The organism is Pseudomonas sp. GOM6, from assembly GCF_029537485.1.
Classification (GTDB): Bacteria; Pseudomonadota; Gammaproteobacteria; order Pseudomonadales; family Pseudomonadaceae; genus Aquipseudomonas.
Genome location: NZ_JARPUS010000027.1, coordinates 1 through 21,912, shown reverse-complemented (window position 1 = coordinate 21,912; position 21,912 = coordinate 1). Strand labels below are relative to the sequence as shown.

At 65.6% G+C, this 21,912-nt stretch carries 16 protein-coding genes, 2 pseudogenes and 2 riboswitches; of the genes and pseudogenes, 10 read left to right on the top strand and 8 right to left on the bottom strand.

From position 1 onward, the window contains the following. From P7A97_RS20240 to P7A97_RS20225, 4 genes and pseudogenes are all read left to right on the top strand, one after another. Positions 1 to 215: pseudogene (locus tag P7A97_RS20240) on the top strand (hypothetical protein); the annotation flags it as partial. Between the two features lie 225 nt (positions 216 to 440). Beyond that, positions 441 to 1,592 carry a T6SS immunity protein Tli4 family protein gene (locus tag P7A97_RS20235; protein WP_277692272.1) on the top strand — a complete coding sequence of 384 codons (1,152 nt, stop codon included), beginning with the start codon at positions 441 to 443 and terminating at the stop codon, positions 1,590 to 1,592. A 97-nt stretch (positions 1,593 to 1,689) separates the two neighbouring features. Then, positions 1,690 to 2,994 carry a tRNA 5-hydroxyuridine modification protein YegQ gene (yegQ, locus tag P7A97_RS20230; protein ID WP_277692271.1) on the top strand — a complete coding sequence of 435 codons (1,305 nt, stop codon included), beginning with the start codon at positions 1,690 to 1,692 and terminating at the stop codon, positions 2,992 to 2,994. Between the two features lie 21 nt (positions 2,995 to 3,015). Then, positions 3,016 to 3,106, top strand: a riboswitch (glycine riboswitch). Beyond that, positions 3,107 to 3,204, top strand: a riboswitch (glycine riboswitch). It abuts the riboswitch before it with no gap. A gap of 124 nt (positions 3,205 to 3,328) precedes the next feature. After that, positions 3,329 to 3,988 (top strand): trimeric intracellular cation channel family protein, encoded by a 660-nt coding sequence (locus P7A97_RS20225; protein WP_277692270.1) that lies wholly within the window; start codon positions 3,329 to 3,331, stop codon positions 3,986 to 3,988. A gap of 7 nt (positions 3,989 to 3,995) precedes the next feature. On the opposite strand, the gene P7A97_RS20220 is transcribed toward P7A97_RS20225, so the two are convergent. From P7A97_RS20220 to P7A97_RS20210, 3 genes are all read right to left on the bottom strand, one after another. Continuing rightward, positions 3,996 to 5,447: a DUF3336 domain-containing protein gene (locus P7A97_RS20220; protein ID WP_277692269.1), complete on the bottom strand. Its 1,452-nt coding sequence runs from the start codon at positions 5,445 to 5,447 to the stop codon at positions 3,996 to 3,998. Between the two features lie 22 nt (positions 5,448 to 5,469). Next, entirely contained in the window at positions 5,470 to 7,032 is a 1,563-nt protein-coding gene (locus P7A97_RS20215) for a wax ester/triacylglycerol synthase family O-acyltransferase (RefSeq protein ID WP_277692268.1), read from the bottom strand. A gap of 281 nt (positions 7,033 to 7,313) precedes the next feature. After that, positions 7,314 to 10,193, bottom strand: a complete 2,880-nt coding sequence (locus tag P7A97_RS20210; protein WP_277692267.1) for an EAL domain-containing protein — start codon at positions 10,191 to 10,193, stop codon at positions 7,314 to 7,316. 185 nt (positions 10,194 to 10,378) lie between these two features. Here P7A97_RS20210 and uvrD point away from each other — a divergent pair, with 185 nt between their 5' ends. The 5 genes from uvrD (at position 10,379) to P7A97_RS20185 (ending at position 17,825) form a co-directional block, all read left to right on the top strand. Next, a complete protein-coding gene (gene uvrD, locus P7A97_RS20205) occupies positions 10,379 to 12,583 on the top strand; it encodes a DNA helicase II (protein ID WP_277692266.1) in 2,205 nt (734 codons plus the stop codon). Between the two features lie 228 nt (positions 12,584 to 12,811). Beyond that, positions 12,812 to 13,903, top strand: coding sequence for a TRAP transporter substrate-binding protein (locus tag P7A97_RS20200; protein ID WP_277692265.1), 1,092 nt, complete (start codon positions 12,812 to 12,814; stop codon positions 13,901 to 13,903). 220 nt (positions 13,904 to 14,123) lie between these two features. After that, complete coding sequence (locus P7A97_RS20195) at positions 14,124 to 14,702, top strand: TetR/AcrR family transcriptional regulator (protein WP_277692264.1); 579 nt, start codon at positions 14,124 to 14,126, stop codon at positions 14,700 to 14,702. Positions 14,703 to 14,806: 104 nt separating this feature from the next. Continuing rightward, positions 14,807 to 15,658: a TIM44-like domain-containing protein gene (locus P7A97_RS20190; protein ID WP_277692263.1), complete on the top strand. Its 852-nt coding sequence runs from the start codon at positions 14,807 to 14,809 to the stop codon at positions 15,656 to 15,658. A gap of 178 nt (positions 15,659 to 15,836) precedes the next feature. Further along, a complete protein-coding gene (locus P7A97_RS20185; protein ID WP_277692261.1) occupies positions 15,837 to 17,825 on the top strand; it encodes a PhoX family phosphatase in 1,989 nt (662 codons plus the stop codon). A 184-nt stretch (positions 17,826 to 18,009) separates the two neighbouring features. Here the strand turns inward: P7A97_RS20185 and P7A97_RS20180 are convergent, their stop codons facing one another. The 3 genes from P7A97_RS20180 to P7A97_RS20170 all read right to left on the bottom strand — a co-directional run bounded on the left by P7A97_RS20180 (position 18,010) and on the right by P7A97_RS20170 (position 20,455). Next, positions 18,010 to 18,441 (bottom strand): OsmC family protein, encoded by a 432-nt coding sequence (locus tag P7A97_RS20180; protein ID WP_277692260.1) that lies wholly within the window; start codon positions 18,439 to 18,441, stop codon positions 18,010 to 18,012. Between the two features lie 64 nt (positions 18,442 to 18,505). Beyond that, positions 18,506 to 19,510 carry an LLM class flavin-dependent oxidoreductase gene (locus P7A97_RS20175; RefSeq protein WP_277692259.1) on the bottom strand — a complete coding sequence of 335 codons (1,005 nt, stop codon included), beginning with the start codon at positions 19,508 to 19,510 and terminating at the stop codon, positions 18,506 to 18,508. A gap of 87 nt (positions 19,511 to 19,597) precedes the next feature. Further along, entirely contained in the window at positions 19,598 to 20,455 is an 858-nt protein-coding gene (locus tag P7A97_RS20170; RefSeq protein ID WP_277692258.1) for an MBL fold metallo-hydrolase, read from the bottom strand. A 103-nt stretch (positions 20,456 to 20,558) separates the two neighbouring features. Here P7A97_RS20170 and P7A97_RS20165 point away from each other — a divergent pair, with 103 nt between their 5' ends. Then, positions 20,559 to 21,473 (top strand): LysR family transcriptional regulator, encoded by a 915-nt coding sequence (locus tag P7A97_RS20165; protein WP_277692257.1) that lies wholly within the window; start codon positions 20,559 to 20,561, stop codon positions 21,471 to 21,473. Positions 21,474 to 21,482: 9 nt separating this feature from the next. Here the strand turns inward: P7A97_RS20165 and P7A97_RS20160 are convergent, their stop codons facing one another. Both P7A97_RS20160 and P7A97_RS20155 read right to left on the bottom strand, forming a co-directional pair. Further along, a complete protein-coding gene (locus tag P7A97_RS20160; RefSeq protein WP_076423465.1) occupies positions 21,483 to 21,698 on the bottom strand; it encodes a dodecin in 216 nt (71 codons plus the stop codon). A 47-nt stretch (positions 21,699 to 21,745) separates the two neighbouring features. Continuing rightward, positions 21,746 to 21,912: pseudogene (locus P7A97_RS20155) on the bottom strand (LysR family transcriptional regulator); the annotation flags it as partial.

Here is a 21,912-nt window from a genome sequence, read left to right as displayed (position 1 = left end):
ACCCCAAGCCCGACTCAGGTGAGCAGGAACGCGCCTGGTTCGCCATCGCCCATCGCGGCGGACTGATCGACCCGCTGCTGGCCGTGCAGATCTTCACCTTCAAGAAGGGCACGGACGATCTGACCGACTTCACCCCACCGCCGGAAACTGTGATTCCACGTTTGCAAAAGTTGACCAAGACCATGCAGCTGACACTAGACAAGCCTGCGCCCTAATCGAACCAAGTAAGTGCTGCCATAGACCACAAAGGGGACACACAAAGCACACAAAGGGGACAGATTTATTTTCTTGTGCTTGCTTGAAAATAAATCTGTGCCCTTTTCGCTGGAAGAAAATAACGATTCAGGTCTCAACCTCAGCATGCTGGCCCGGCAAGGGGACGCATCACAGCCAGCCCTGGCAGATACCACTGGTCAGTCATCTCAGGAAAATCATCGCACATGATCCGCACATCCATGCTTGCCTATAGCCTGCTACTGGTCGCTGGAGCGTCCTGGGCCGATTCAACGCGCCAGGAATGCCTGGGGCGCTGGACCTTTCAAGTGGCCGAAGATATCGAATGGGCCACTTTTCCAGCCGATGCTGTCACTAAGCTTTCTCGAGCAGGCGGCGGCGGGCATGCCTTCTCGGACAAGGTCAGCGGTCGCGGGGAAGCCGGCAGCTATATATATGGCAGTGGCGATGCCTTGCTCTATGTCAGCGATATCACCACACGCGAAGAGTTCGACATGGCCGCCAACTATGTCAGGGGCAGTGGTCGACTAGCCCAGAAACATCTACGTGAACAAATAGATACAGATAAAGGTTTAGTGCAGTCTTTGATCGAGCAGGGATATAGCCCGGACTCCGAGGCAGTTCGCCGGGTAGAGGCCGATATTGAAGAAGCAGAAAAGGATATTCCGCTCGCGCATGTCTACGACCTCGATCTCGGCATTCCCGACGCCCATATCTTGGGCAGCGAGCATATTCCTTTCGATGCCTTTCTTTGGCGTAATCAGCGTGTCTATTACTTCGCGCTCTCTCCCAAATCCGAGAACGCAATGCAGGAAGTAAAAGACCTGCTATCCCGCTTTCGCACCCGCGAGCTATACGAAGTGCCCAAGGAGCCTGGCGTCTGTTTCCCCTATGGATTTATTGCTGACGATGGCAAGGCCAGCCATCACTTCAAGTTCTCCTTCCGCTTCACCCGTACGCCCAATGTGATCTTCTCCCTGCTGACCGTTTCCCCTGATAACGTCAATAAGATAGTCCCCACCACGGGCACCTACGACACCGACTACCGCCCCGGCTATGACGCCAGCAAGTGGAAAATCTCGCCCATCGTCGAAAGCCTCTACTTCGGCAAGCGCCTGGCCGGGCTGGAAGGCTGGCAGCTCAACCCCAAGCCCGACTCAGGTGAGCAGGAACGCGCCTGGTTCGCCATCGCCCATCGTGGCGGGCTGATCGACCCACTGCTCGCCGTGCAGATCTTTACCTTCAAAAAGGGTACGGACGATCTGACCGATTTCACCCCACCGCCGGAAACCGTGATCCCACGCCTGCAGAAGCTGACCAAGACCATGCGGATGACGCTGGGCGCGACAACGCAATAAGGACAGTGCGCACCACGGCCAGGAATTGCCCTAGATCAACGAGGCGTTGCCGCGCCTCGCGCAGAATCCCTGCCCCTGTGTTTCTTGCGGCTATTCCATGCGTCCCGAACTCCTCTGCCCCGCCGGCACCCTCAAGTCCATGCGTTACGCCTTTGCCTACGGCGCTGATGCGGTGTATGCGGGGCAGCCGCGTTACAGCCTGCGGGTGCGCAACAACGAGTTCGATCATGCCAATCTGCAGATCGGCATCGACGAGGCGCATGCGCTGGGCAAGCGCTTCTACGTGGTGGTCAACATCGCGCCGCATAACGCCAAGTTGAAGACCTTCTTGCGCGACCTGGAGCCGGTGGTGGCGATGGGGCCGGATGCGTTGATCATGTCCGATCCGGGGCTGATCATGCTGGTGCGCGAGCACTTCCCCGCGATGCCGATCCACCTGTCGGTGCAGGCCAATGCGGTGAACTGGGCCAGCGTGGCGTTCTGGCAGCGCCAGGGCCTGACGCGGGTGATTCTGTCCCGCGAACTGGGGCTGGAGGAGATCGAGGAGATCCGCCAGCAGGTGCCGGGCATGGAGCTGGAGGTGTTCGTCCACGGCGCGCTGTGCATGGCCTATTCCGGGCGCTGTCTGCTGTCCGGTTACCTCAACAAGCGCGACCCCAACCAGGGCACCTGCACCAATGCCTGCCGCTGGCAGTACCAGGCGCATGAAGGCCAGGAGGACCCACTGGGGGGCATAGTCAAAAGCTGCCAGCCCACTCTCGGCCAAGGTGCGTCGACCGAGCGGTTGTTCCTGCTGGAAGACCCTACACGTCCCGGCGAGCTGATGGAGGCCTTCGAGGACGAGCATGGCACCTACATCATGAACTCCAGGGACCTGCGCGCCATCCAGCATGTCGAGCGGCTGACGCGCATGGGTGTACATTCGCTGAAAATAGAAGGCCGTACCAAGAGCCATTTCTATGTGGCGCGCTGCGCCCAGGCCTATCGCCGCGCCATCGACGATGCCGTAGCTGGCCGTCCCTTCGACCTGAGCTTGATGGACGACCTGGAATCGCTGGCCAATCGTGGCTACACCGAGGGTTTCCTGCGCCGCCATGTGCACGACGCGTATCAGAACTATGAGCGCGGCAACTCAGTGTCGGAGCGTGCCCAGTTCGTTGGCGAGCTGACCGGCGCGCGTCGCGGCGAGCTGGTCGAGGTGAGGGTGAAGAACCGCTTCGTTGTCGGTGACCGCCTGGAGCTGATGACGCCGCACGGCAACCTTGGCTTCATTCTCGGCGCGCTGGAAAAGGCCGACGGCAGCCCCGTCGAAGTCGCCCCCGGCGATGGCCATACCGTCTACCTGCCATTACCGGCGGACATCGACCTGCAGCATGCCCTGCTGCTGCGCCAGTTGGCCTGAGATCAGCGCCTGCCTATACTGCGCGCCCTCGCAGGAGAGCGAGGCGCCGCATGCGCCTCCGCCGAAGGCGCAAACTCCCATGATCGCTCAGGCCCAGCACTGCGAGATTCCGACATAGCCGTCTGGAGAGCGGTCGCCATGCGCGACCCACCGAAGGGGCAAGCGGCCGCGCCGCGCAAACTCTCAGGTAAAAAGGACAGGGGGAGAGGCACTTACAGGCTTTTGCAAAACTATCTGCGTTGCCTGGCCGTTGTTAAAAGCAGCCTCAAAATGCTCATTTACAGCTCGTAAATTGCGCTTTCTCGGCTGCTTTTGCCTAGGCCAGGCTGCCTCGATGACGTTTTGCAAATGCCTGCCAACGCAGGAGTTCTGTGTGCTGCTCTACGTCTATCTGATTGCCATCACCGCCGAAGCCATGTCCGGCGCGCTCGCCGCCGGCAAGCGCAACATGGATCTGTTCGGCGTCGCCCTCATCGCCTTCATCACCGCCCTCGGCGGCGGCACGGTGCGCGACATCCTGCTGGGCAACTTCCCGGTGGGCTGGACCCAGCATCCCGGCTACATCTACCTGACCATCTGCGCCGGCCTGTTCACCATGCTGATCGCGCGCTTCATGCACCACCTGCGCCGGCTGTTCCTGCTGCTCGACGCCATGGGCCTGATCGCCTTCACGGTGATCGGCTGCAACGTCGCCCAGGAACTCGACTACGCGCTGCCGGTGGTGGTGATGGCCGGGGTGATCACTGGCGTGTTCGGCGGCATCCTGCGCGACATCCTCTGCAATCGCCTGCCTCAGGTGCTGCGCCACGAGCTGTATGCCAGCGTTTCGCTGCTGGTCGCCCTGCTCTACCTCGGCCTGCGCCACCTCGGCGTCGACGAGGATCTCAATCTGCTGGCCTCCTTCGCCAGCGGCCTGGCCCTGCGTCTGGCGGCGATCCGCTGGCACTGGTCGCTGCCGGTGTTCTCCTACGCGCCGGGGCGCTGGAACGGCTGAGCCGGCCTCACTGCTCCAGCCCGCGCCGATGCAGGATGTCGTCCAGGGTGCGGCTGACCGCCGTGCAGTTGCGCACCATCTCGATGCGCTCCCAGGTGGCACGCTCGCCCTCGCGGATCAGGCGCAGCATGGCCTGGCGTGACGGTGGCGCCAGTAGGCGCAGCGGATGATCCCAGCGGTTGCGCAGGAAGATGTTGATGTCGGCCGTGTAATCCTGGGCCAGCACGCCGTAGCTCAGGTGCTGGATCATGTTCAGCGCCGGCGACTTGAAGCGCAGGTGGTCGCGGCTGACCTTGAGCATCTCGGTGGTGGCGTTCTTGACGATCCGCCGCTGGTAGTTGAACACCTTGCGCAGCGCATTGCCCGGCGCGTCCGGGTCCGGGGTGATGGCCAGCGCGGCCGGGTTGGTCATGCTGGCGATGAAGTGGTTGACCCCATAGAGGCGGGTCAGGCGCTTGGCCGGCAGGTCGTCGACGAAGGAGCCATCGATCCAGCGCAGGTCCGGCAGGTAGGGCACGGTCTCGCCCTTGGCATTGCGGCACTGTAGGGTTACCGGCGGGTAGATGCCATAGATGGCGCAGGACGCCATCACCGCTGAGCGGATCAGCACGTTGGGCGAGGTGATGGCGTTGAGCAGGCGCGGCGCCTGCTCCGGCGCCAGGCCGGTGACGGTGATGTTGAGCTTGCGCCCGGTCAGGGCGAAGGCTTCCTGGAAGGTCAGATCGGGAATGATCTTGCCCAGGTATTCGCGCAGGTTGTTGGCATCCATCGGCTGGTTGCGGCTGGCGAAGGGCGACAGCGTGGGACGGATCGACGAGGTCTGGTCGACCTCATGGTGCAGGTTGTCGATGCTCAGACGGTGCGACAGCTCTTCATCGGTATGGGTACAGGCGGTGGCGGCGATGATCGAGCCGGCGCTGGAGCCGGAGATGATGTCCGGCAGCAGATCCTGCTCGAACAGTGCCTTGACCACCCCGGCGTGGAAGAAGCCCAGTACCGCACCACCGCTGAGCATCAGCGCCGAGCGGCCATAGCAGTGGCCGGCACGAATGAAGAAATCCTCCTTGTCCTGCTGCGAGATGATCGACTCGTCGACCTCGTCGATGTCCTGCAGCGCGCCGCACAGTTCGCGTACAAACTGGTGGATCAGGTTCTTGGTGCCGAACTTGGCCTTGTTGTACAGCGCCGGCTTGCCCATGCCACCGACGTTGCCGTGGATGCCCTCGTTGAGGGTAAACAGCAACTGGTGATAGTCCTGGCGAAACCGCAGGTCGCGGATCAGGTCCAGGCGCTGACGGATCGAGCGGTAGTCATAGCTCTTGCTGGCATCCGAGCTTTTCCAGTCGCTCATGCCGCTCTGCTGATCAAAGGCCGTGGCCTGCTCCACCCACTCGGCATAGTTTTTCGCGGCATCCATCTTCTTCAGCAGCTGCCGCGATTGCAGTCGTGCAAAAACCATCTCGTTCACCTCCCGGCTGGGTTCATTCACGGTGCTCGCCGGCCACTGCGCCGGCGACGCTCTTGCGCCGACGGGCAGCGCTGACGCGCGGGGCGGGCTGGCGGGTACTAGTAGCCGCTACGGGCTCAGCCCCCGCATTCAGGGCCTGCTGGGCAGCTTGCGTTTCCTGCTGCTCGGCCAGTTTCAGGTACTGCTCGGTGGAGGCTTCGATGCAGCCGATGTAGAAGTCCATGTCCGCCATCACGCTGCGGTCGGCCAGCACGCCGAGGTTGATGTTGTCGTAGATGCCGGTGATGCCGTGGCTGATGGCCATGCCGTCGCACACCGGCACCAGCGGGAAGATCGACAGAATCCGCGCCCCGGCGAAATAGCGCGGCACGGTGCCGGGGATGCCTGGCACGTTGGTGATGATGGTGTTGATGAACGGCACCCGGCTCAGCAGGCGGGTCTTGGCCTGCACCCAGGCGGCCATGGCGCGCACGGAAGGCGGCACCAGCTCGCCGGCGGAGTTGCCCAGGTCATACAGCACATCCTTGGCCAGCGGGATGCCGCGCAGCGTTCTGCGGTGCACCGCGGCCAGTCGGGTAATCGGGTCGTCGATATCGGTGCCGATGGCGATGTACATGGCCGAGATCATGTTGCCGCCATCCTTGCGCGTTTCTTCGGCACGCAGCGATACCGGGCACATCGACACCAGCGAGCCCTCGGTCGGCAGCTTGTCGTGCTTGAGCAGGTAGCGACGCAGGCCGCCACCGATGATGCTGATGATCACGTCATTCAGCGAGGCGTCGGGATTGAGCTTGCGGATGCGCTTGAGGTCCTGCAGGCGCCAGACATGCCCGCCATAGGCGCGGTGCGGCGACACCGCCGTGTTGAACAGCGTCTGCGGCACGCGGCGCTGTTCCGGGCGCGCATCGCCGCGCAGCTGGGCAAGCAGCTCGACGCTCTTCTGGGTCACGCCAAGGCCAGCCTTGAGGCTGCGCAACGACTGGCCAATCAGCCGCGGCGTGGTGCGCGCCCACATTTCCAGCGGCGTCGGCACGCGCTCGACGTACTCGACGTTGCTGCGCTTGCCGAACTCGTGCTGCGGCGTGTCTTCCATCAGCGCGGTGCTCAGCTCCAGCGCCGACTTGCCGTCGACATAGGCGTGGTGAAAGCGGATCAGTACGGCGAAGCTGTTTTCCGGAACGCCCTTGACGTTGTTCAGCCCCTCGATGATGTAGATCTCCCAGGGCGCGCGATCCATATCCAGCGTGCGCGACATGGTCCGCGCGGTAAAGATGCACAGCTGGCGCCAATCGCCCGGCTGCGGCAGGCCGACATGGCGCACGTGGTATTCGAGGTCGAAGCTTTCGTCTTCCAGCCAGTAGGGGTCGTCGAGACGCAAGGGCGCCAGGGCCAGACGCCGGCGGAACATCGAGGTGGTATTCAGGCGATCACCAACGTACTGGAGGATTTCCTTGTACCGCACGATGCCGTTGGGCGCGGCACTCTGGTCGCACAGCCAGAGGCTGCCGATGACCATCGGCTGGTTGGGCGTCTCGAAGTAGAAAAAGTGCGAGTCCATGGGGCTGAGCTGTTTCATCTGCGTTCCTTCTCACCTGATCACGACGGGAGCCACCGTTCGCGCAACGACGCGACGCGCCCGACGGCAGGGCCAGAAAAAATGGCGCTGCGCAGGCGACGTTCGCTCGGCAATGAAATTGTTGTTATCGATGGCAGGACAGCGCTCGACGAGTGCTGCACATTCGAGGCTAATCGGCAAAACGGCAGTCGTCAGCCCGCGCCGCTGTCAGGGCCTGAAAATAGGTATTTCGAGGGACAATTTTCGCCAGCACTCATACTCGCAGGCCCGGCATGGCCGGCTCAGCTCATCTCCACCTGGGCCTGCAGCAGCTCGGTGAATTGCGCCGCCGGTAACGGCCGGCTGATCAGGTAGCCCTGGATCTCGTCACAGTGCTGCGCCTTGAGGAAATCCATCTGTGCCTGGGTTTCCACGCCTTCGGCCACCACCTTGAGCTCCAGGCCGTGGGCCATGGCAATGATGGCGCGGGTGATCGCCGCGTCCTCGCCGCCGGCGGCCAGGTCACGGACGAAGGTCTGGTCGATCTTCACGTAGTCCACCGGGAAGCGCTTGAGGTAGCTGAGCGAGGAGTAGCCGGTGCCGAAGTCGTCGATCGCCAGCTTCACCCCCAGGTCGCGCAACTGCTGGAAGGTGGTGATGACGTTCTCGACGTTGTCCAGCAGCTGGCTTTCCGTCAGCTCCAGCTCCAGCAGGTGTGCCGGAAGCGCGGTTTCGTCGAGCACCTGGCGCACCAGAGCGATCAGATTGCCCTGGCGCAGTTGATGCACGGACAGGTTGACCGACACGCGCAGGTCGGCCAGGCCCTGGCACTGCCACTCACGGGCCTGGCGGCAGGCCTGGCGCAGGACGAACTCGCCGATCGGTGCGATCAGCCCGGTTTCCTCGGCCAGCGGAATGAATTCGCTGGGCGGCACCAGGCCCAACTGCGGGTGTCGCCAGCGCACCAGCGCCTCGGCGGCATTCAGGCTGTCGTCGGCCAGGCACAGCTTGGGCTGGTAGAACACCTCCAGCTGGCCGTCGTCGATCGCCTTGCGCAGCTGGGTCTCCAGCTGCAGGCGCTCCAGGGTGCAAGCCTGCAGGTTGTCGGTGTAGAACTGGAAGGTGTTGCCGCCCAGGTGCTTGGCGTGCTGCATGGCCATGCCGGCCTGGCTGATCAGCGCAGACATTTCCCGGGCATTGTCCGGCAGCAGGCTGATGCCGACCGAAGCGCTGACCACCAGCTCATGGCCGCCGACATCCATCGGTGTACGCAGCTTGCTCAGCAGGCGGCTAGCGGTGCGCGCCAGGGCAGAGAGGCTGCCGTGGGCGTCGAGTAGGATGGCGAACTCGTCGCCGGCCAGGCGCGCCACGGTGTTGGCTTCCGGCACCGCCTGATTGAGGCGCCGCGCCATCTGCCGCAGCAGCTGATCCGCCACTTCATGGCCGAGGCTGTCGTTGAGCAGCTTGAAACGGTCCAGGTCGATATGCAGCAGCGCGATCTGGGTCTCGCCCTGCCGCGCCCGCTCGCAGGCCTCGTGCAGGCGTTCGCGGAACAGGCTGCGATTGGCCAGGCCGGTCAGTTCGTCGTAGTGCGACAGGTAGCGCAGGCGTTCCTCGGTCTGGCGCCGCTGCGACAAGTCGGAGAAGAAGCCGACGATATGGCTGACCCGACCCTGGCGGTCATGCACGGCATTGAGCTGCAGCCACTGCGGATACAGTTCGCCGTTCTTGCGCGACTCCAGCAGTTCGCCACGCCAGCTGCCGTGCAGCTCCAGCTGCTCACGGATCAGCTGGTACTGGCGCCGTGCCTCGCGGCTGCTGACCAGGGTCGCGACACTGCGCCCCAGCACCTCGTCCTTGCGGTAGCCGGTGACTTCGCTGAAGGCCTGGTTGACCGACAGCATCAGGTAATCGGCATCGAGAATGACGATGCCCTCGCTGGCCGCCTCGAACACCGTGGCGGCCAGGCGCTGCTCCTCGTCCTGGCGCTTGCGTTCGGTAATGTCGCGGCGGGTGCCGAGCATGCGCAATACCTTGCCCTGGGCATCGCGCTCCACAGCACGACCGCGGTCCTCGACCCAGCGCCAGCGGCCGTCGGCATGACGCACGCGGTACTCCACGCAGTAGCCGTCGCTGCGACCCTTGAGGTGCTCGACCAGGGCCCGGCGCAGCAGCGGCACGTCATCCGGGTGCAGGCGTGGCCTGAGGTGGCTGAGCACCCCCCTGACTTCGTCCTGGCGCATGCCGAAGATGCGTTCCAGTTGGCTGTGGTGCACTTCGTCGGTCTGCAGGTTCCAGTCCCACAGGCCCAGCTCGCTGGCTTCCAGGGCCAGGGCCAGGCGCGCCTCGCTCTTGCCCAGGGCATGGCTGGCATCATCCAGCTCCAGGGTGCGCTGGGCCACACGGATCTCCAGCTCGTCATGGGCCTGACGCAGCTCGGACTCGGCACGCCGGCGCTGCTCCACTTCACGGGCCAGCTCCAGGTTGAGACCTTCGGCACTCTCGCGGGCCTGTTCCAGGCTTTCGATCAGCGCCTGATTCTGGAAACGCTGCAGCAGGCCGCGCTGGACCAGGCGATTGACCTGCCAGGCCACCACCCACAGGCTCAGCAGCAGGATCAGGCCGAGCAGGCCCCAGCCCTGACGGCTCAGCTCATCGCCCAGCAGCAGATAGGCGATGGAAGGCAGCAGGCAGGGCAGGGAAAACGCCAGAAAGGCCGACAGGCTGACGGCGTAGGCCACGCTGGCGGACAGGATCGCTCCGGCGATCAGCCCGTAAACCACGGCCTGCAGCAGAAACTGGTCAGCCGGCACCAGGAAGATCACGGTGAAGGCCAGGCTCAAGCCAGAGAGGCCAGCACCGACCAGGAACATGCGCCGCCAGTGCGGATTGGCCTGGCGCGCAGGTGTCGCCGCATTGAAGGCGGTCATCTGGATCAGTCGCAGCACCGCCAGCAGCACCACCCAGACCAGCCAGCCGGCCAGCAGCAGACTTTGCTGACCCTGCCAAAGCAGGCCGGCACAGGCCAGGGCACCGAGCAACATGAACAGCGTAGGCACCTGGGAACCCAGGTACAGCATGCGCGTGCGCTCCACCGCGATATCGGTGGCAAAGCGCTGAAAAATGACCTGAGAGTCATCCGCCGCACTGCTGGCGGGAGCCTCCCGATGTGGCTGAGTCATAGGCGGTTTTCTTGTAATGGTGTGCCTGACGTCGGCCGAGCATACCCGAGCTAGAGCGCCTGCCCAAGCCTGAAGCTGGCTTTTTAATGGCACCCCTCGACGAGCGGCGAACAGTTGTTCACTGACCAGCCAGCCATTTCTGGTCACGGTTTGCCGCCCCTCCGGCCGGCCCGTAGAATGCCGCGATGCATAACGATCCCGCCACTTTCGACCCCGAACTCCTCCTCGCCTCCCTCAACGATGCGCAGTGTCAGGCCGTGGCCGCCCCGCTCGGCCGCCAGCTGGTGCTGGCCGGCGCCGGCTCGGGCAAGACCCGCGTGCTGGTGCACCGCATCGCGTTCCTCATCCAGTTCCTCGGCGCCTCGCCCTATTCGATCCTGTCGGTGACCTTCACCAACAAGGCCGCCGCCGAGATGCGCCAGCGCATCGAGCAGCTGCTCGGGCTGAACCCGGCCGGCATGTGGGTCGGCACCTTCCACGGCCTGGCCCACCGCATCCTGCGCGCACACTGGCAGGAAGCCGGGCTCAGCGAGAACTTCCAGATCCTCGATTCCGACGATCAGCAGCGCCTGATCAAGCGGGTGATTCGCGAGCTGGGCCTGGACGAGCAGCGCTGGCCGGCCAAGCAGGCGCAGTGGTTCATCAACGGGCAGAAGGACGAGGGCCTGCGGCCGAAGAACATCCAGCCCGGCGGCGACCTGTTCCTCGCCACCATGCTGAAGATCTACGAGGCCTACGAAGCGGCCTGCGCGCGCACCGGGGTGATCGACTTCGCCGAGCTGCTGCTGCGCGCCCTCGACCTGTGGCGCGACAAGCCCGACCTGCTGGCGCACTACCAAAAGCGCTTCCGCCACATCCTGGTGGACGAATTCCAGGACACCAACGCCGTGCAGTACGCCTGGCTGCGCTTCCTCGCCAAGGGCGGCGAGAGCCTGATGGTGGTGGGCGACGACGACCAGTCGATCTACGGCTGGCGCGGCGCACGGATTGAGAATATCCAGCAGTTCTCCAGCGACTTCCCCGATAGCCAGATGATCCGTCTGGAGCAGAACTACCGCTCCACCGCCGGCATTCTCAAGGCCGCCAACGCGCTGATTGCCAACAACAGCGGACGCCTGGGCAAGGAGCTGTGGACCGACGGCAGCGACGGCGAGCCGATCAGCCTGTACGCCGGCTTCAACGAACACGACGAAGCGCGCTACGTGGTCGAATCCATCGAGGACGCCCTGCGCAAGGAAGGCCTCAAGCGCAGCGAAATCGCCATCCTCTACCGCTCCAACGCTCAGTCGCGGGTGCTGGAAGAAGCGCTGCTGCGCGAGAAGATTCCCTACCGCATCTACGGCGGCCAGCGCTTCTTCGAGCGCGCCGAGATCAAGAACGCGGTGGCCTACCTGCGCCTGCTCGACGGCCGGCATAACGACGCCGCGCTGGAGCGGGTGATCAACGTACCGACCCGCGGCGTCGGCGAGAAGACCGTCGAGGCGATCCGCGAGCACGCGCGCCACAGCGAGCTGTCGATGTGGGCGGCGATGCAGCAGCTGATCGCCAACAAGGCCCTGCCCGGCCGCGCGGCCGGCGCCTTGGCCGGCTTCGTCGAGCTGATCGAGAATCTGGCGGCCAAGGTGCTGGACATGCCGCTGCACCTGATGACCCAGACTGTCATCGAGCAGAGCGGCCTGCTGGCCTGGCACCAGGCCGAGAAGGGCGAGAAGGCCCAGGCGCGGGTGGAGAACCTGGAGGAACTGGTCAGCGCCGCGCGCAACTTCGAGAACGAGGAAGAGGATGACCTCGGCCCGCTGGCCGCCTTCCTCACCCACGCCTCGCTGGAAGCCGGCGACACCCAGGCCGAGGAGCACGAGGACTGCGTGCAGCTGATGACCCTGCACAGCGCCAAGGGCCTGGAGTTCCCCCTGGTGTTCCTGGTTGGCCTGGAAGAGGGGCTGTTCCCGCACAAGATGAGCCTGGAGGAGCCCGGCCGCCTGGAAGAGGAGCGCCGCCTGGCCTACGTCGGCGTGACCCGCGCCATGCAGCGCCTGGTCATGACCTACGCCGAGACCCGCCGCCTGTACGGCAGCGAGACCTACAACAAGGTGTCGCGTTTCGTCCGCGAGATACCCGCCGAGCTGATCCAGGAAGTGCGCCTGTCCGGCAGCGTCAGCCGCCCCTACAGCACCCCGGCGCGTAGCATGAGCGGCGGCTCGATGTTCAGCGGCGCAGCCGTGCCGGAGACCCCGTTCAGTCTGGGCCAGGCCGTGCGCCACAGACTGTTCGGCGAGGGCGTGATCCTCAATTTCGAAGGCAGCGGCGCCCAGGCCCGCGTGCAAGTGAATTTTGCCAGTGAAGGCAGCAAATGGCTGATGCTGGCCTACGCCAAGCTGGAAGCCGTGTGAGAATCTGCCAAAGCCTGCTGCGCGTCGGGTCTGCTGCGTTAAAAACAGGCTCAGAAGCCGCTTGCGGCTAACGCCCAAAGGGCGGCCCCGGAGGGGCGAGCGAAAGCGAGTCATGCTCATTTACTCAGCGTAAACTGCGCTTCTTCGCCCGTTTTTGCCTTGCATACCTCTAGCTCGCGAGACTTTGAACAGATTCGATACTCCATCTAAATCTACCAAGGAGCCCCCATGATCCGCCGCCCCCTGATGCTGCTCGCCGGCGCCCTCGCCGCCCTCGGCCTCGCCGCCTGCAAGGAAGAAGACAAATCCGTGCAGCAGGCTGTAGCCGCCCCGGTGCAGCAGCTGCAGTGGAAGATGGTCACCGCCTGGCCGAAGAACTACCCAGGCCTGGGCACGGCGGCCGAGCGTTTCGCCGAGCGGGTCAAGGTGATGAGCGGCGGGCGCCTGCAGATCAAGGTCTACGCCGCCGGCGAACTGGTGCCGGCGCTGGAAGTGTTCGACGCGGTGTCGCAGGGCACCGCCGAACTGGGCCATGGCGCGGCCTACTACTGGAAGGGCAAGGTGCCGGCCGCGCAGTTCTTCACCGCCGTGCCGTTCGGCCTGTCCGCCAGCGAGATGAACGCCTGGCTCAGCCAGGGGGACGGCCTCAAGCTGTGGAGCGAGGCCTACGCGCCGTTCGGCGTGAAGCCCCTGGCGGTGGGCAATACCGGCATGCAGATGGGCGGCTGGTTCAATACCGAAATCGACTCGCTGGACGACCTCAAGGGCCTGAAGATCCGCATGCCGGGCCTTGGCGGCGAGGCGCTGAGCCGGCTCGGTGCGACCACCGTCAACCTCCCTGGCGGCGAGGTATTCACCGCGCTGCAGACCGGCGCCATCGACGCCACCGACTGGGTCAGCCCCTACAACGACCTGGCCTTCGGCCTGCACAAGGCGGCCAAGTACTACTACTACCCGGCCTGGCAGGAGCCGCAGGCGGCGCTGGAGCTGCTGATCAACCAGAAAGCCCTGGACGCCCTGCCGGACGACCTGGAAGCCATCGTCGAGGAAGCCGCCCGCGCCGCCAACCAGCACATGCAGGATGACTACGTGTACAACAACGCCCGCGCCCTGGAGCAGCTCAAACAGCAGGGCGTTCAGCTCAAGCGCTTCCCCGATGAGGTATTGGAAGCGCTGCGCCAGCAATCCGCCGTGGTGCTTGGCGAGCTGGCCGCGCAGAGCGAGCTGAACGGCCGCATCTGGGCCTCCATGCAGGCCTTCCAGGCCCAGGTCGCGCCGATGCACGCGCTGGCCGAGAAAGAGCTGTACGACTGGCGCTAAGGCGGCAGTCTCTGGATTGAGCTGTAGGCTGGGTAGCGCCCAGCCAGTTCCCACGCTTCGTGGGAGCGGCTTTAGCCGCGATACAGGCAAGATCGCAGTCGCCCCAATCGCGGCCAAGGCCCCTCCTACGGCTCGCCCTGTGTGGTCGTAGGCCGGCCATCCGTCAGCTCCTGCCAGCCTGCCGCCAGGGCTGACCATACTGTCGAGCGGAGGTACTCACATGCCGCGCTCGACGCCATCCGCCACCCAGATTCTCGATAAAGCCCTCGACCTGGCCGACATCTGCGGCTGGGAGCGTCTGCACCTGCACGAAGTGGCCGATGCCCTGGGCTGTGATCTGGCCGCCATCGCCCGGCACTACCGGCAGAAGGATGATCTGGTCGAAGCCTGGTTCGATCGCGCCGACCAGGCTCTGCTGGCACGCGGCAAAGCTGCCGACCTGGCCATCCTGACGGCCGAGAAACGCCTGGAAGAGTTGCTGATCGCCTGGCTGGGCGCGCTGGCGCCCCACCGCGCGGTGACCGGGCAGATGCTGCTGTACAAGCTGGAACCCGGCCATGTGCACCTGCAGGTCGGCGGTCTGCTGCGCGTCAGCCGCACCGTACAGTGGTGGCGGGAAGCGGCGCGACGGCAAAACCTGCACCTGAGCCGCATCGCCGAGGAGAGCCTGCTGACCGGTGCCTACCTGCGGACCTTCGTGCACTGGCTGCACCATGCCGAGGAAGCCCCCGCCGACCTGCGCGCCCTGCTCCGCCGTCAGCTGCGTCGTGCGCCACTGGGCTGGCTTCTGCGTGGCTGACCAACAGACCTGCACATAAATCCGGAAACATTCTGTGGCTGGTCAGGGTCACTGCTCTGCGGCAGCATGACGCGCGAACCATAACCTCAGCGGGATTGCCCCTCATGCAGCGTTTCCTCAGTATCGCCCTGGCCCTGTGCCTGGGTCTGACCTTCAGCCTCCAAGCCGACGCCAAGCGTCTGGGCGGCGGCAAGTCCTTCGGCTCCGCGCCGACCCACCAGACCCGCCAGGCCGACGCTCCCAGCGCCAGCCAACCGGCCGCCACCAGTGGCGCCGCAGCCGCAGCAGGGCGCGCTGCGCCAGCCGCCAGCGGCGCCTCGCGCTGGCTCGGCCCGCTGGCCGGCATCGCCGCTGGCGGCCTGCTCGCCTCGATGTTCATGGGTGACGGCTTCGAAGGCTTCCAGTTCTTCGACTTCCTGATCCTCGGCCTGCTGGCGTTCGTCATCTTCAAGCTGTTCGCCGCCCGTCGCCAGGCACAGAGCCAGGGTCAGCCCGCGGTAGCCGGCGGCATGCAGCGGCAGATGCCGCAGCAGCCGATCTTCGGCAGCAGCGGCGGTGCCGCCCCGCGTCCGGCCTTCAGCGCCCCGGCCTGGTTCGACGAGCAGCGCTTCCTGGCCGCCGGCCGCGAGCATTTCCTGGCCCTGCAGCAACACTGGGACGCCAACGAAATGGACAAGATCGCCGAGTTCGTCACCCCGTCGATGCTCAGCTTCCTGACCAGCGAGCGTGCCGACCTGGGCGATGGCTTCCAGTCCACCTACATCGATGACCTCGACGTGCAGCTGGACGGCATCGACGAGCTGGCCGACAAGACCGTGGCCACCCTGACCTTCCGCGGCGTGGCCAAGACCTCGCGCTTCGACCAGGGCGAGCCGTTCAGCGAAAGCTGGCGCATGGAGCGCAGCAACGGCGACAACCAGCCCTGGCTGGTGGCCGGTATCCGCCAGAACGGCTGATCCTGATCACGCTGAAGAACCCGGGCCTGGCCCGGGTTTTTTATTTCCACCCCCCGGCCAGGCAAAACGTTAAGCCACTCGCATTCCATCGATTCGCCACCGCAACGTCATCATTTCGTCGTTAACGGCCGCTAGCGTCATGGCTCCGTCGCATCTCCTCCGCAGAAGGATCCGAACGATGAGCCTTGATGACCAGAACACCGCGCTGTTTGGCAACGGCGATGAGCCGCTCAGCAACCACTCCGCCAACCCGCACATGAGCGAGCTGATCGACCAGCGCCGCCGGCAGATCCTCGCCGGTGGTGCGGCCATCGGCGCGCTGGGCTTCCTCGGCGTGCTGCCGCAGGCGGTGGAGGCCGCCGAGCACGGCGCCAAGCTGCCGTTCAAGAAGCGCAACCGCCTGCCCTTCGAGGCCCTGCCGGTCAGCCGCGCCGATACCATCACCGTGCCGGCCGGCTACCGCGCCAGCGTGATCCTGCCCTGGGGCACGCCGATTTCCGGCAGCTTCCCGCCCTTCCTCGAAGATGCCAGCAACAGCGCCCAGGACCAGGCCGAGCAGGTCGGCATGCACCACGACGGCATGCACTTCTTCCCCGCCGACGGTCGCCGCGGCGGCGGCCGGCACTCCAGCCACGGCCTGCTGGTGTTCAACAACGAATACATCGACGCCCCACTGCTGCACCCCAACGGCCCGACCGCGGTCAACGGGCTGCGCACCGTGGCCGAGGAAGTGCGCAAGGAAATCAACGCCCACGGCGTGACCATCGTCGAGATTCGTCGTGATCGCTTCGGCGACTGGCAAGTGGTGCCCGGCCGCTACAACCGCCGCATCACCGCCGCCACGCCGATGCAGATCGCCGGCCCGGCCCGCGGCCACGCCCTGCTCAAGACCCGCTACAGCCCCGACGGTACCGCCACCCGTGGCACCCAGAACAACTGCGCCAACGGCTACACGCCCTGGGGCACCTACCTGACCTGCGAAGAGAACTGGGCCGGCTATTTCGCCAGCCGCGACAGCGACCTGCCGCGCGAGCTCAAGCGCTACGGCCTGCGCAGCACCAGCCGCTTCGGCTGGGATACCCTGCCCGGCGACGAGTTCGAGCGCTTCGACGCCACGCGCAAGGCCGCCGATGCCAGCGGCGACTACCGCAACGAGCCCAACCACTTCGGCTGGATCGTCGAGATCGACCCGTTCGACCCGACCTCCACGCCGGTCAAGCACAGCGCCCTCGGCCGCTTCGCCCACGAAGGCCTGATCTTCGCCCCGGTCAAGGCCGGTCGCCCGCTGGTGTGCTATTCCGGCGACGACTCGCAGAACGAATACATCTACAAGTACGTCAGCCGCGGCAAATACCTGCCGATCCTGCGCCAGCCAGGCCGCCTGCTGGATGACGGCACCCTCTACGTGGCCCGCTTCAATGGCGATGGCAGCGGCGAGTGGCTGGCCCTGGACCTGCGCGACAAGGCCTTCCAGGCCGCCTGCAGCGCCGCCGGGGTGAGCTTCGCCGACCAGGGCGAAGTGCTGATCAACACTCGCCTGGCCGCCGATATCGTCGGCGCCACCAAGATGGACCGTCCGGAATGGGGCGCGGTCAACCCGGACAACGGCGAGGTCTACTTCACCCTCACCAACAACAGTTCGCGCACCGTCGCCGACGCCGCCAACCCGCGCGCCGCCAACCCCTACGGGCACATCATCCGCTGGCGCGAGAACCGCAGCGACCATGCCGGCACCCGCTTCCGCTGGGACATCTTCCTGCTCGCCGGCCCGCAAACCGACAGCCGCGGCCCGGACGGCCAGCCGCTGGACGAGCGCAACATCCTGGCCAGCCCGGACGGTCTGTGGTTCGACCCGGACGGCCGCCTGTGGATTCAGACCGACATGAGCGGCAGCCAGCTGGCCAGCGGCCCGTTCGGCCATAACCAGATGCTGGTGGCCGACCCGCGCACGGGTGAGGTGAAGCGCTTCCTGATCGGCCCGATCGGCGCCGAAGTCACCGGCATCAGCGCCACGCCGGACTTCCGCACCCTGTTCGTCAACATCCAGCACCCGGGCGAAGGCTCCACCGCCACCAACCTGCTCAGCAGCTGGCCGGACGGCCCCGGCCGTCGCCCGCGCTCGGCCACCGTGGTGGTCACCCGCGAGGATGGCAAGCGCCTAATGTAAGGATGGAACGCCGCTAAACGACAAGGCCGCGCTCAAGCGCGGCCTTGTCATTGAAGAACGTAGCCCGGATGCAATCCGGGAAGCAGGCAGCGTCGCTCCCGGATTGCATCCGGGCTACAGCTGGCCGCTTCGCGGCCCTCGGGTCGTTGAGCAGGCCGGGAAAGCCAGACGCAGCCTTGCCAGTTCAGTCGTCCAGCACCACCTGCAGGCTGATCTCGGCATTCAACACTTTCGACACCGGGCAGCCGTTCTTGGCGGTTTCCACCGCCTGCTCGAAGGCGTCGCGGTCGGCGCCGGGAATGCGCGCCCTGAGGCTCAAATGCACGGCGCTGATGACGAAGCCACCGTCGGTCTTGTCCAGCGTCACTTCGGCCTGGGTGTCGATGCTCTCGGCGATCATCCCGGCTTCGCCCAGCTCCTTGGCCAGGGCCATGGAGAAGCAGCCGGCATGGGCGGCGCCGATCAGCTCCTCGGGGTTGGTGCCGGGCTGGCCCTCGAAGCGGGTGTTGAAGCCGTAGGGCGACTCGCTGAGGGCACCGCTCTGGGTGCTGATGCGGCCCTTGCCGTCCTTGATGCCGCCCTGCCAGTGGGCCGAAGCCGTCTTCTTGATGCTCATCGCGTGCTCCTCTCAAGCCGTGGGTGTACCGCTTGAGAGGGCATGAGCCGTGCGCAAGTTCGCTTTACTTTCCGCGCAGGTTGGCGGCGATCTCGAAACTGCGTAGACGCTGGGCCGGGTCGTAAAGGTCGCAGGTAAACATCAGCTCATCGGCACCGGTCTGCTCCAGCAGCACCTCCAGACGCGCACGGATCTTCTCCGGCCCGCCGATGGCCGCCAGGCCGAGGAAGTCGCCGACCGCCTGCTGCTCGTGCGGCTGCCAGCGCCCGGCCATGCTCTCCACCGGCGGGCGCAGCACCAGGCTCTGCCCGCGGATCAGAGCGAGGATGCGCTGGTAGGCGCTGGTGGCGAGGAATTCGGCTTCCTCATCGGTCGGCGCGGCGATCAGCGGCACGCCGATCATGGCGTAGGGCTTGTCCAGCACGGCCGAGGGCTGGAAGTGCTCGCGGTAGATGCGCAGCGCCTGGTGCAGGTAGCGCGGCGCGAAGTGCGAGGCGAAGGCATAGGGCAGGCCCTTCTGCGCCGCCAGCTGGGCGCTGAACAGGCTGGAGCCGAGCAGCCAGATCGGCACGTGGCTGTCCACGCCGGGCACGGCGATCACGTTCTGCCCGGGCTGACGCGGGCCGAGCAGGCGCTGCAGCTCCTCGACATCCTGGGGGAAGTCGTCCGGGCCGCCGAGGCGGTCACGGCGCAGGGCACGGGCGGTGGCCATATCGGCTCCCGGCGCGCGACCCAGGCCCAGGTCGATGCGGCCCGGATACAACGCGGCCAGCGTGCCGAACTGCTCGGCCACCACCAGCGGCGCGTGGTTGGGCAGCATGATGCCGCCGGAGCCCAGGCGCAGCGTCGAGGTATTGGCCGCCAGGTAGCCAAGCAATACGGCGGTGGCGGAACTGGCGATGCCCTCCATGTTGTGGTGCTCGGCCACCCACATGCGCGAGAAGCCGAGCGTTTCCACGTGTCGGGCCAGGTCGAGGGAGCGCTGCAGGGCGGGCGCGGCGCCGAGATCGTCATCGCGCATGGGCGCCAGATCGAGTACGGAGAGTGGCGTAGTGGACAGCTTGCTCATCGGGAGCCTCCTCGGGTCAGACCTTGTATATGGGGGCCGAGGCGCAGATGGCAAGCCGGCGTCCCTCACAAGGCTGCCGACAGGCGCTCAGGGCCACGGCATCTCGCCCTTGAGTACCTTGGCACTCAGCGCCAGGCTGGACTCGCCCGGCAGACGCGGATAGCGGCGCTGCATGGCCTCGATCAGCGCGGCGGCGCTCCGGGCCTTGGCCAGCTCCACTTCCAGGGCCTTGAGGTAACCGCGGGTAAAGCGCAGGGCGGCCAGGGTGTGCGGCACCTCGCCCAGGTAATGGCCGGGCACCAGCACCTGCGGCTGTAGCACCTCGATCTGATCGAGGCTGGCCAGCCAGTCGCGGCGCGATTGTGCAGTCTGGGTATCGGCCGTCCAGACATGCTCGCCGGCATCCACCAGCACGCCGCCGACCACGGCCTTGAGCGAAGGAATCCACAGGCTGGTGCGCGCGGGATCGACACCGACCAGCTGCAGCTCATGGCCCTCCAGGTTCAGGCTATCGCCCTGCAACGTCTCGGGAATGATGACACGGCTCGGCGCAGCGTCCTTGAGGATCGGCCCCCAGTAGGCCAGCTTGCCGGCCTGGGTGGCGCGAATATGCTCGACAGTGGCGGCGCTGGCCAACACCCGGACCTCGGGGAAGGCCTCCTTGAGGGTTTGCAGGCCGAAGTAGAAGTCCGGATCACCGTGGCTGATGTAGAGGGTGGTCAGGCGCTTGCCGCTGGCCTTGACCAGCTTCACCAGTTCGGCGGCCTCGCGGGTGGAAAACTGGGCGTCGACCAGCAGCGCTTCGTGCTCACCAGTGATCAGCGTGGAACTGACCGGAAACACCGCGGCCTCGCCGGGGTTGTACACCTGCAACTGCAGAGGCGCGGCCTGGATCAGGCTGGCGACGCCGAGCAGGGCAACGCCGAGAAGGGAACGAAGAGACATGCGAACCTCGGGAATGGAGTGGGACGAGGCGCATCTTAGTTGCTCGAAAGCGTGCAAAAAGCCCGCTAATCTGCGCATATCTATTGCACAAATCGAGCTAATCATGGATCGACTCACCGCCGCCCGGGTTTTCGTCGAAGTGGTCGAGCGCGGCAACCAGACGGCAGCCGCCGAGCACCTGGAGATGTCGCGGGCGATGGTCTCGCGCTACCTGGGCGAACTGGAAAGCTGGATCGGCGCACGTCTGCTGCACCGCACCACACGCAAGCTAAGCCTGACCGGCCTGGGTGAGGAGCTACTGCCACGCTGTCGCGCCATGCTGGAGCTGGCTGACGAGCTACAGGATGCCGGGCAGCGCGCTAGTGACGACCTCAGTGGCACCCTGCGCATCGCCAGCAGCCAGTCGTTCGCCCAGGCCTGGCTGGCGCGGGCGGTGGCGGCGTTCGTCGAACGGCATCCGCGCGTGGCCATCGACCTGCAGGTCAGCAACCTGGCGGTCAATCTGGTGGAGGAGCGCATCGACCTGGCCGTACGCATCACCAACCAGCTCGACCCCAACCTGATCGCCCGCCGCCTGGCCACCTGCCACTCGGTGCTGTGTGCCGCGCCGAGCTATCTGGCGCGCCACGGCACACCGCAGCAGCCACAGGAACTGAGCCAGCACAACTGCCTGACCTACGCCTACTTCGGCCACAGCCTGTGGCAGTTCGAGCGGGATGGCGAACCCCTTGGCATCGCGGTGGGCGGCACCATCAGCGCCAACGAGTCCACCGTGCTGCTGGAGGCCACCCTGGCCGGTGCCGGCATCAGCCTGCAGCCGCTGTACTCGGTCGCCCCGCTGCTGCGCGCCGGGCGGCTGCAGGCCCTGTTGCCGCACTACCGGGTGGAGGCACTGGGCATTCATGCCCTGTATGGTTCGCGCCGGCAGATGCTGCCGGCCCTGCGTGCCCTGCTGGATTTTCTCGCCGCACGGCTGCAGGCCGATCCCGATTGGGATCAGCTGCTAACCCAGGCTTGAGAGCGAGCCTCAGCTGTTGCTGATGCGGAAGCCGACCTTGAGGTCGACCTGGTAGTGCGCCACCTTGCCGTCGACGATATGACCGCGGGTCTCGACCACCTCGAACCAGTCCATATTGCGCACGCTCTTGGCGCATTCGGCCAGGGCGTTGGCGATGGCATCCTCGATGCTCAGCTTGGAGGTGCCGACGATTTCGATCTTCTTGTAGGTGCGGTGGTCAGACATGCGCTGTTCCTCGGGCAGATGGATGCCTGTCTGAGGCTAGTCGAGATTCAGCCGCCCAGCTCCCGACCCAGCCACTGCGCCAGGCGCTCGGCGCGGCTGTCGCGGCTGCGCCCCGGCACCCACAGCGCCAGGCGCGCCGGGCTTTCGACAAAGCCCCAGGGCGCGACCAGGCGACCGGCGGCGAGGTCGTCGGCCACCAGCGGCTGCGGCGCGA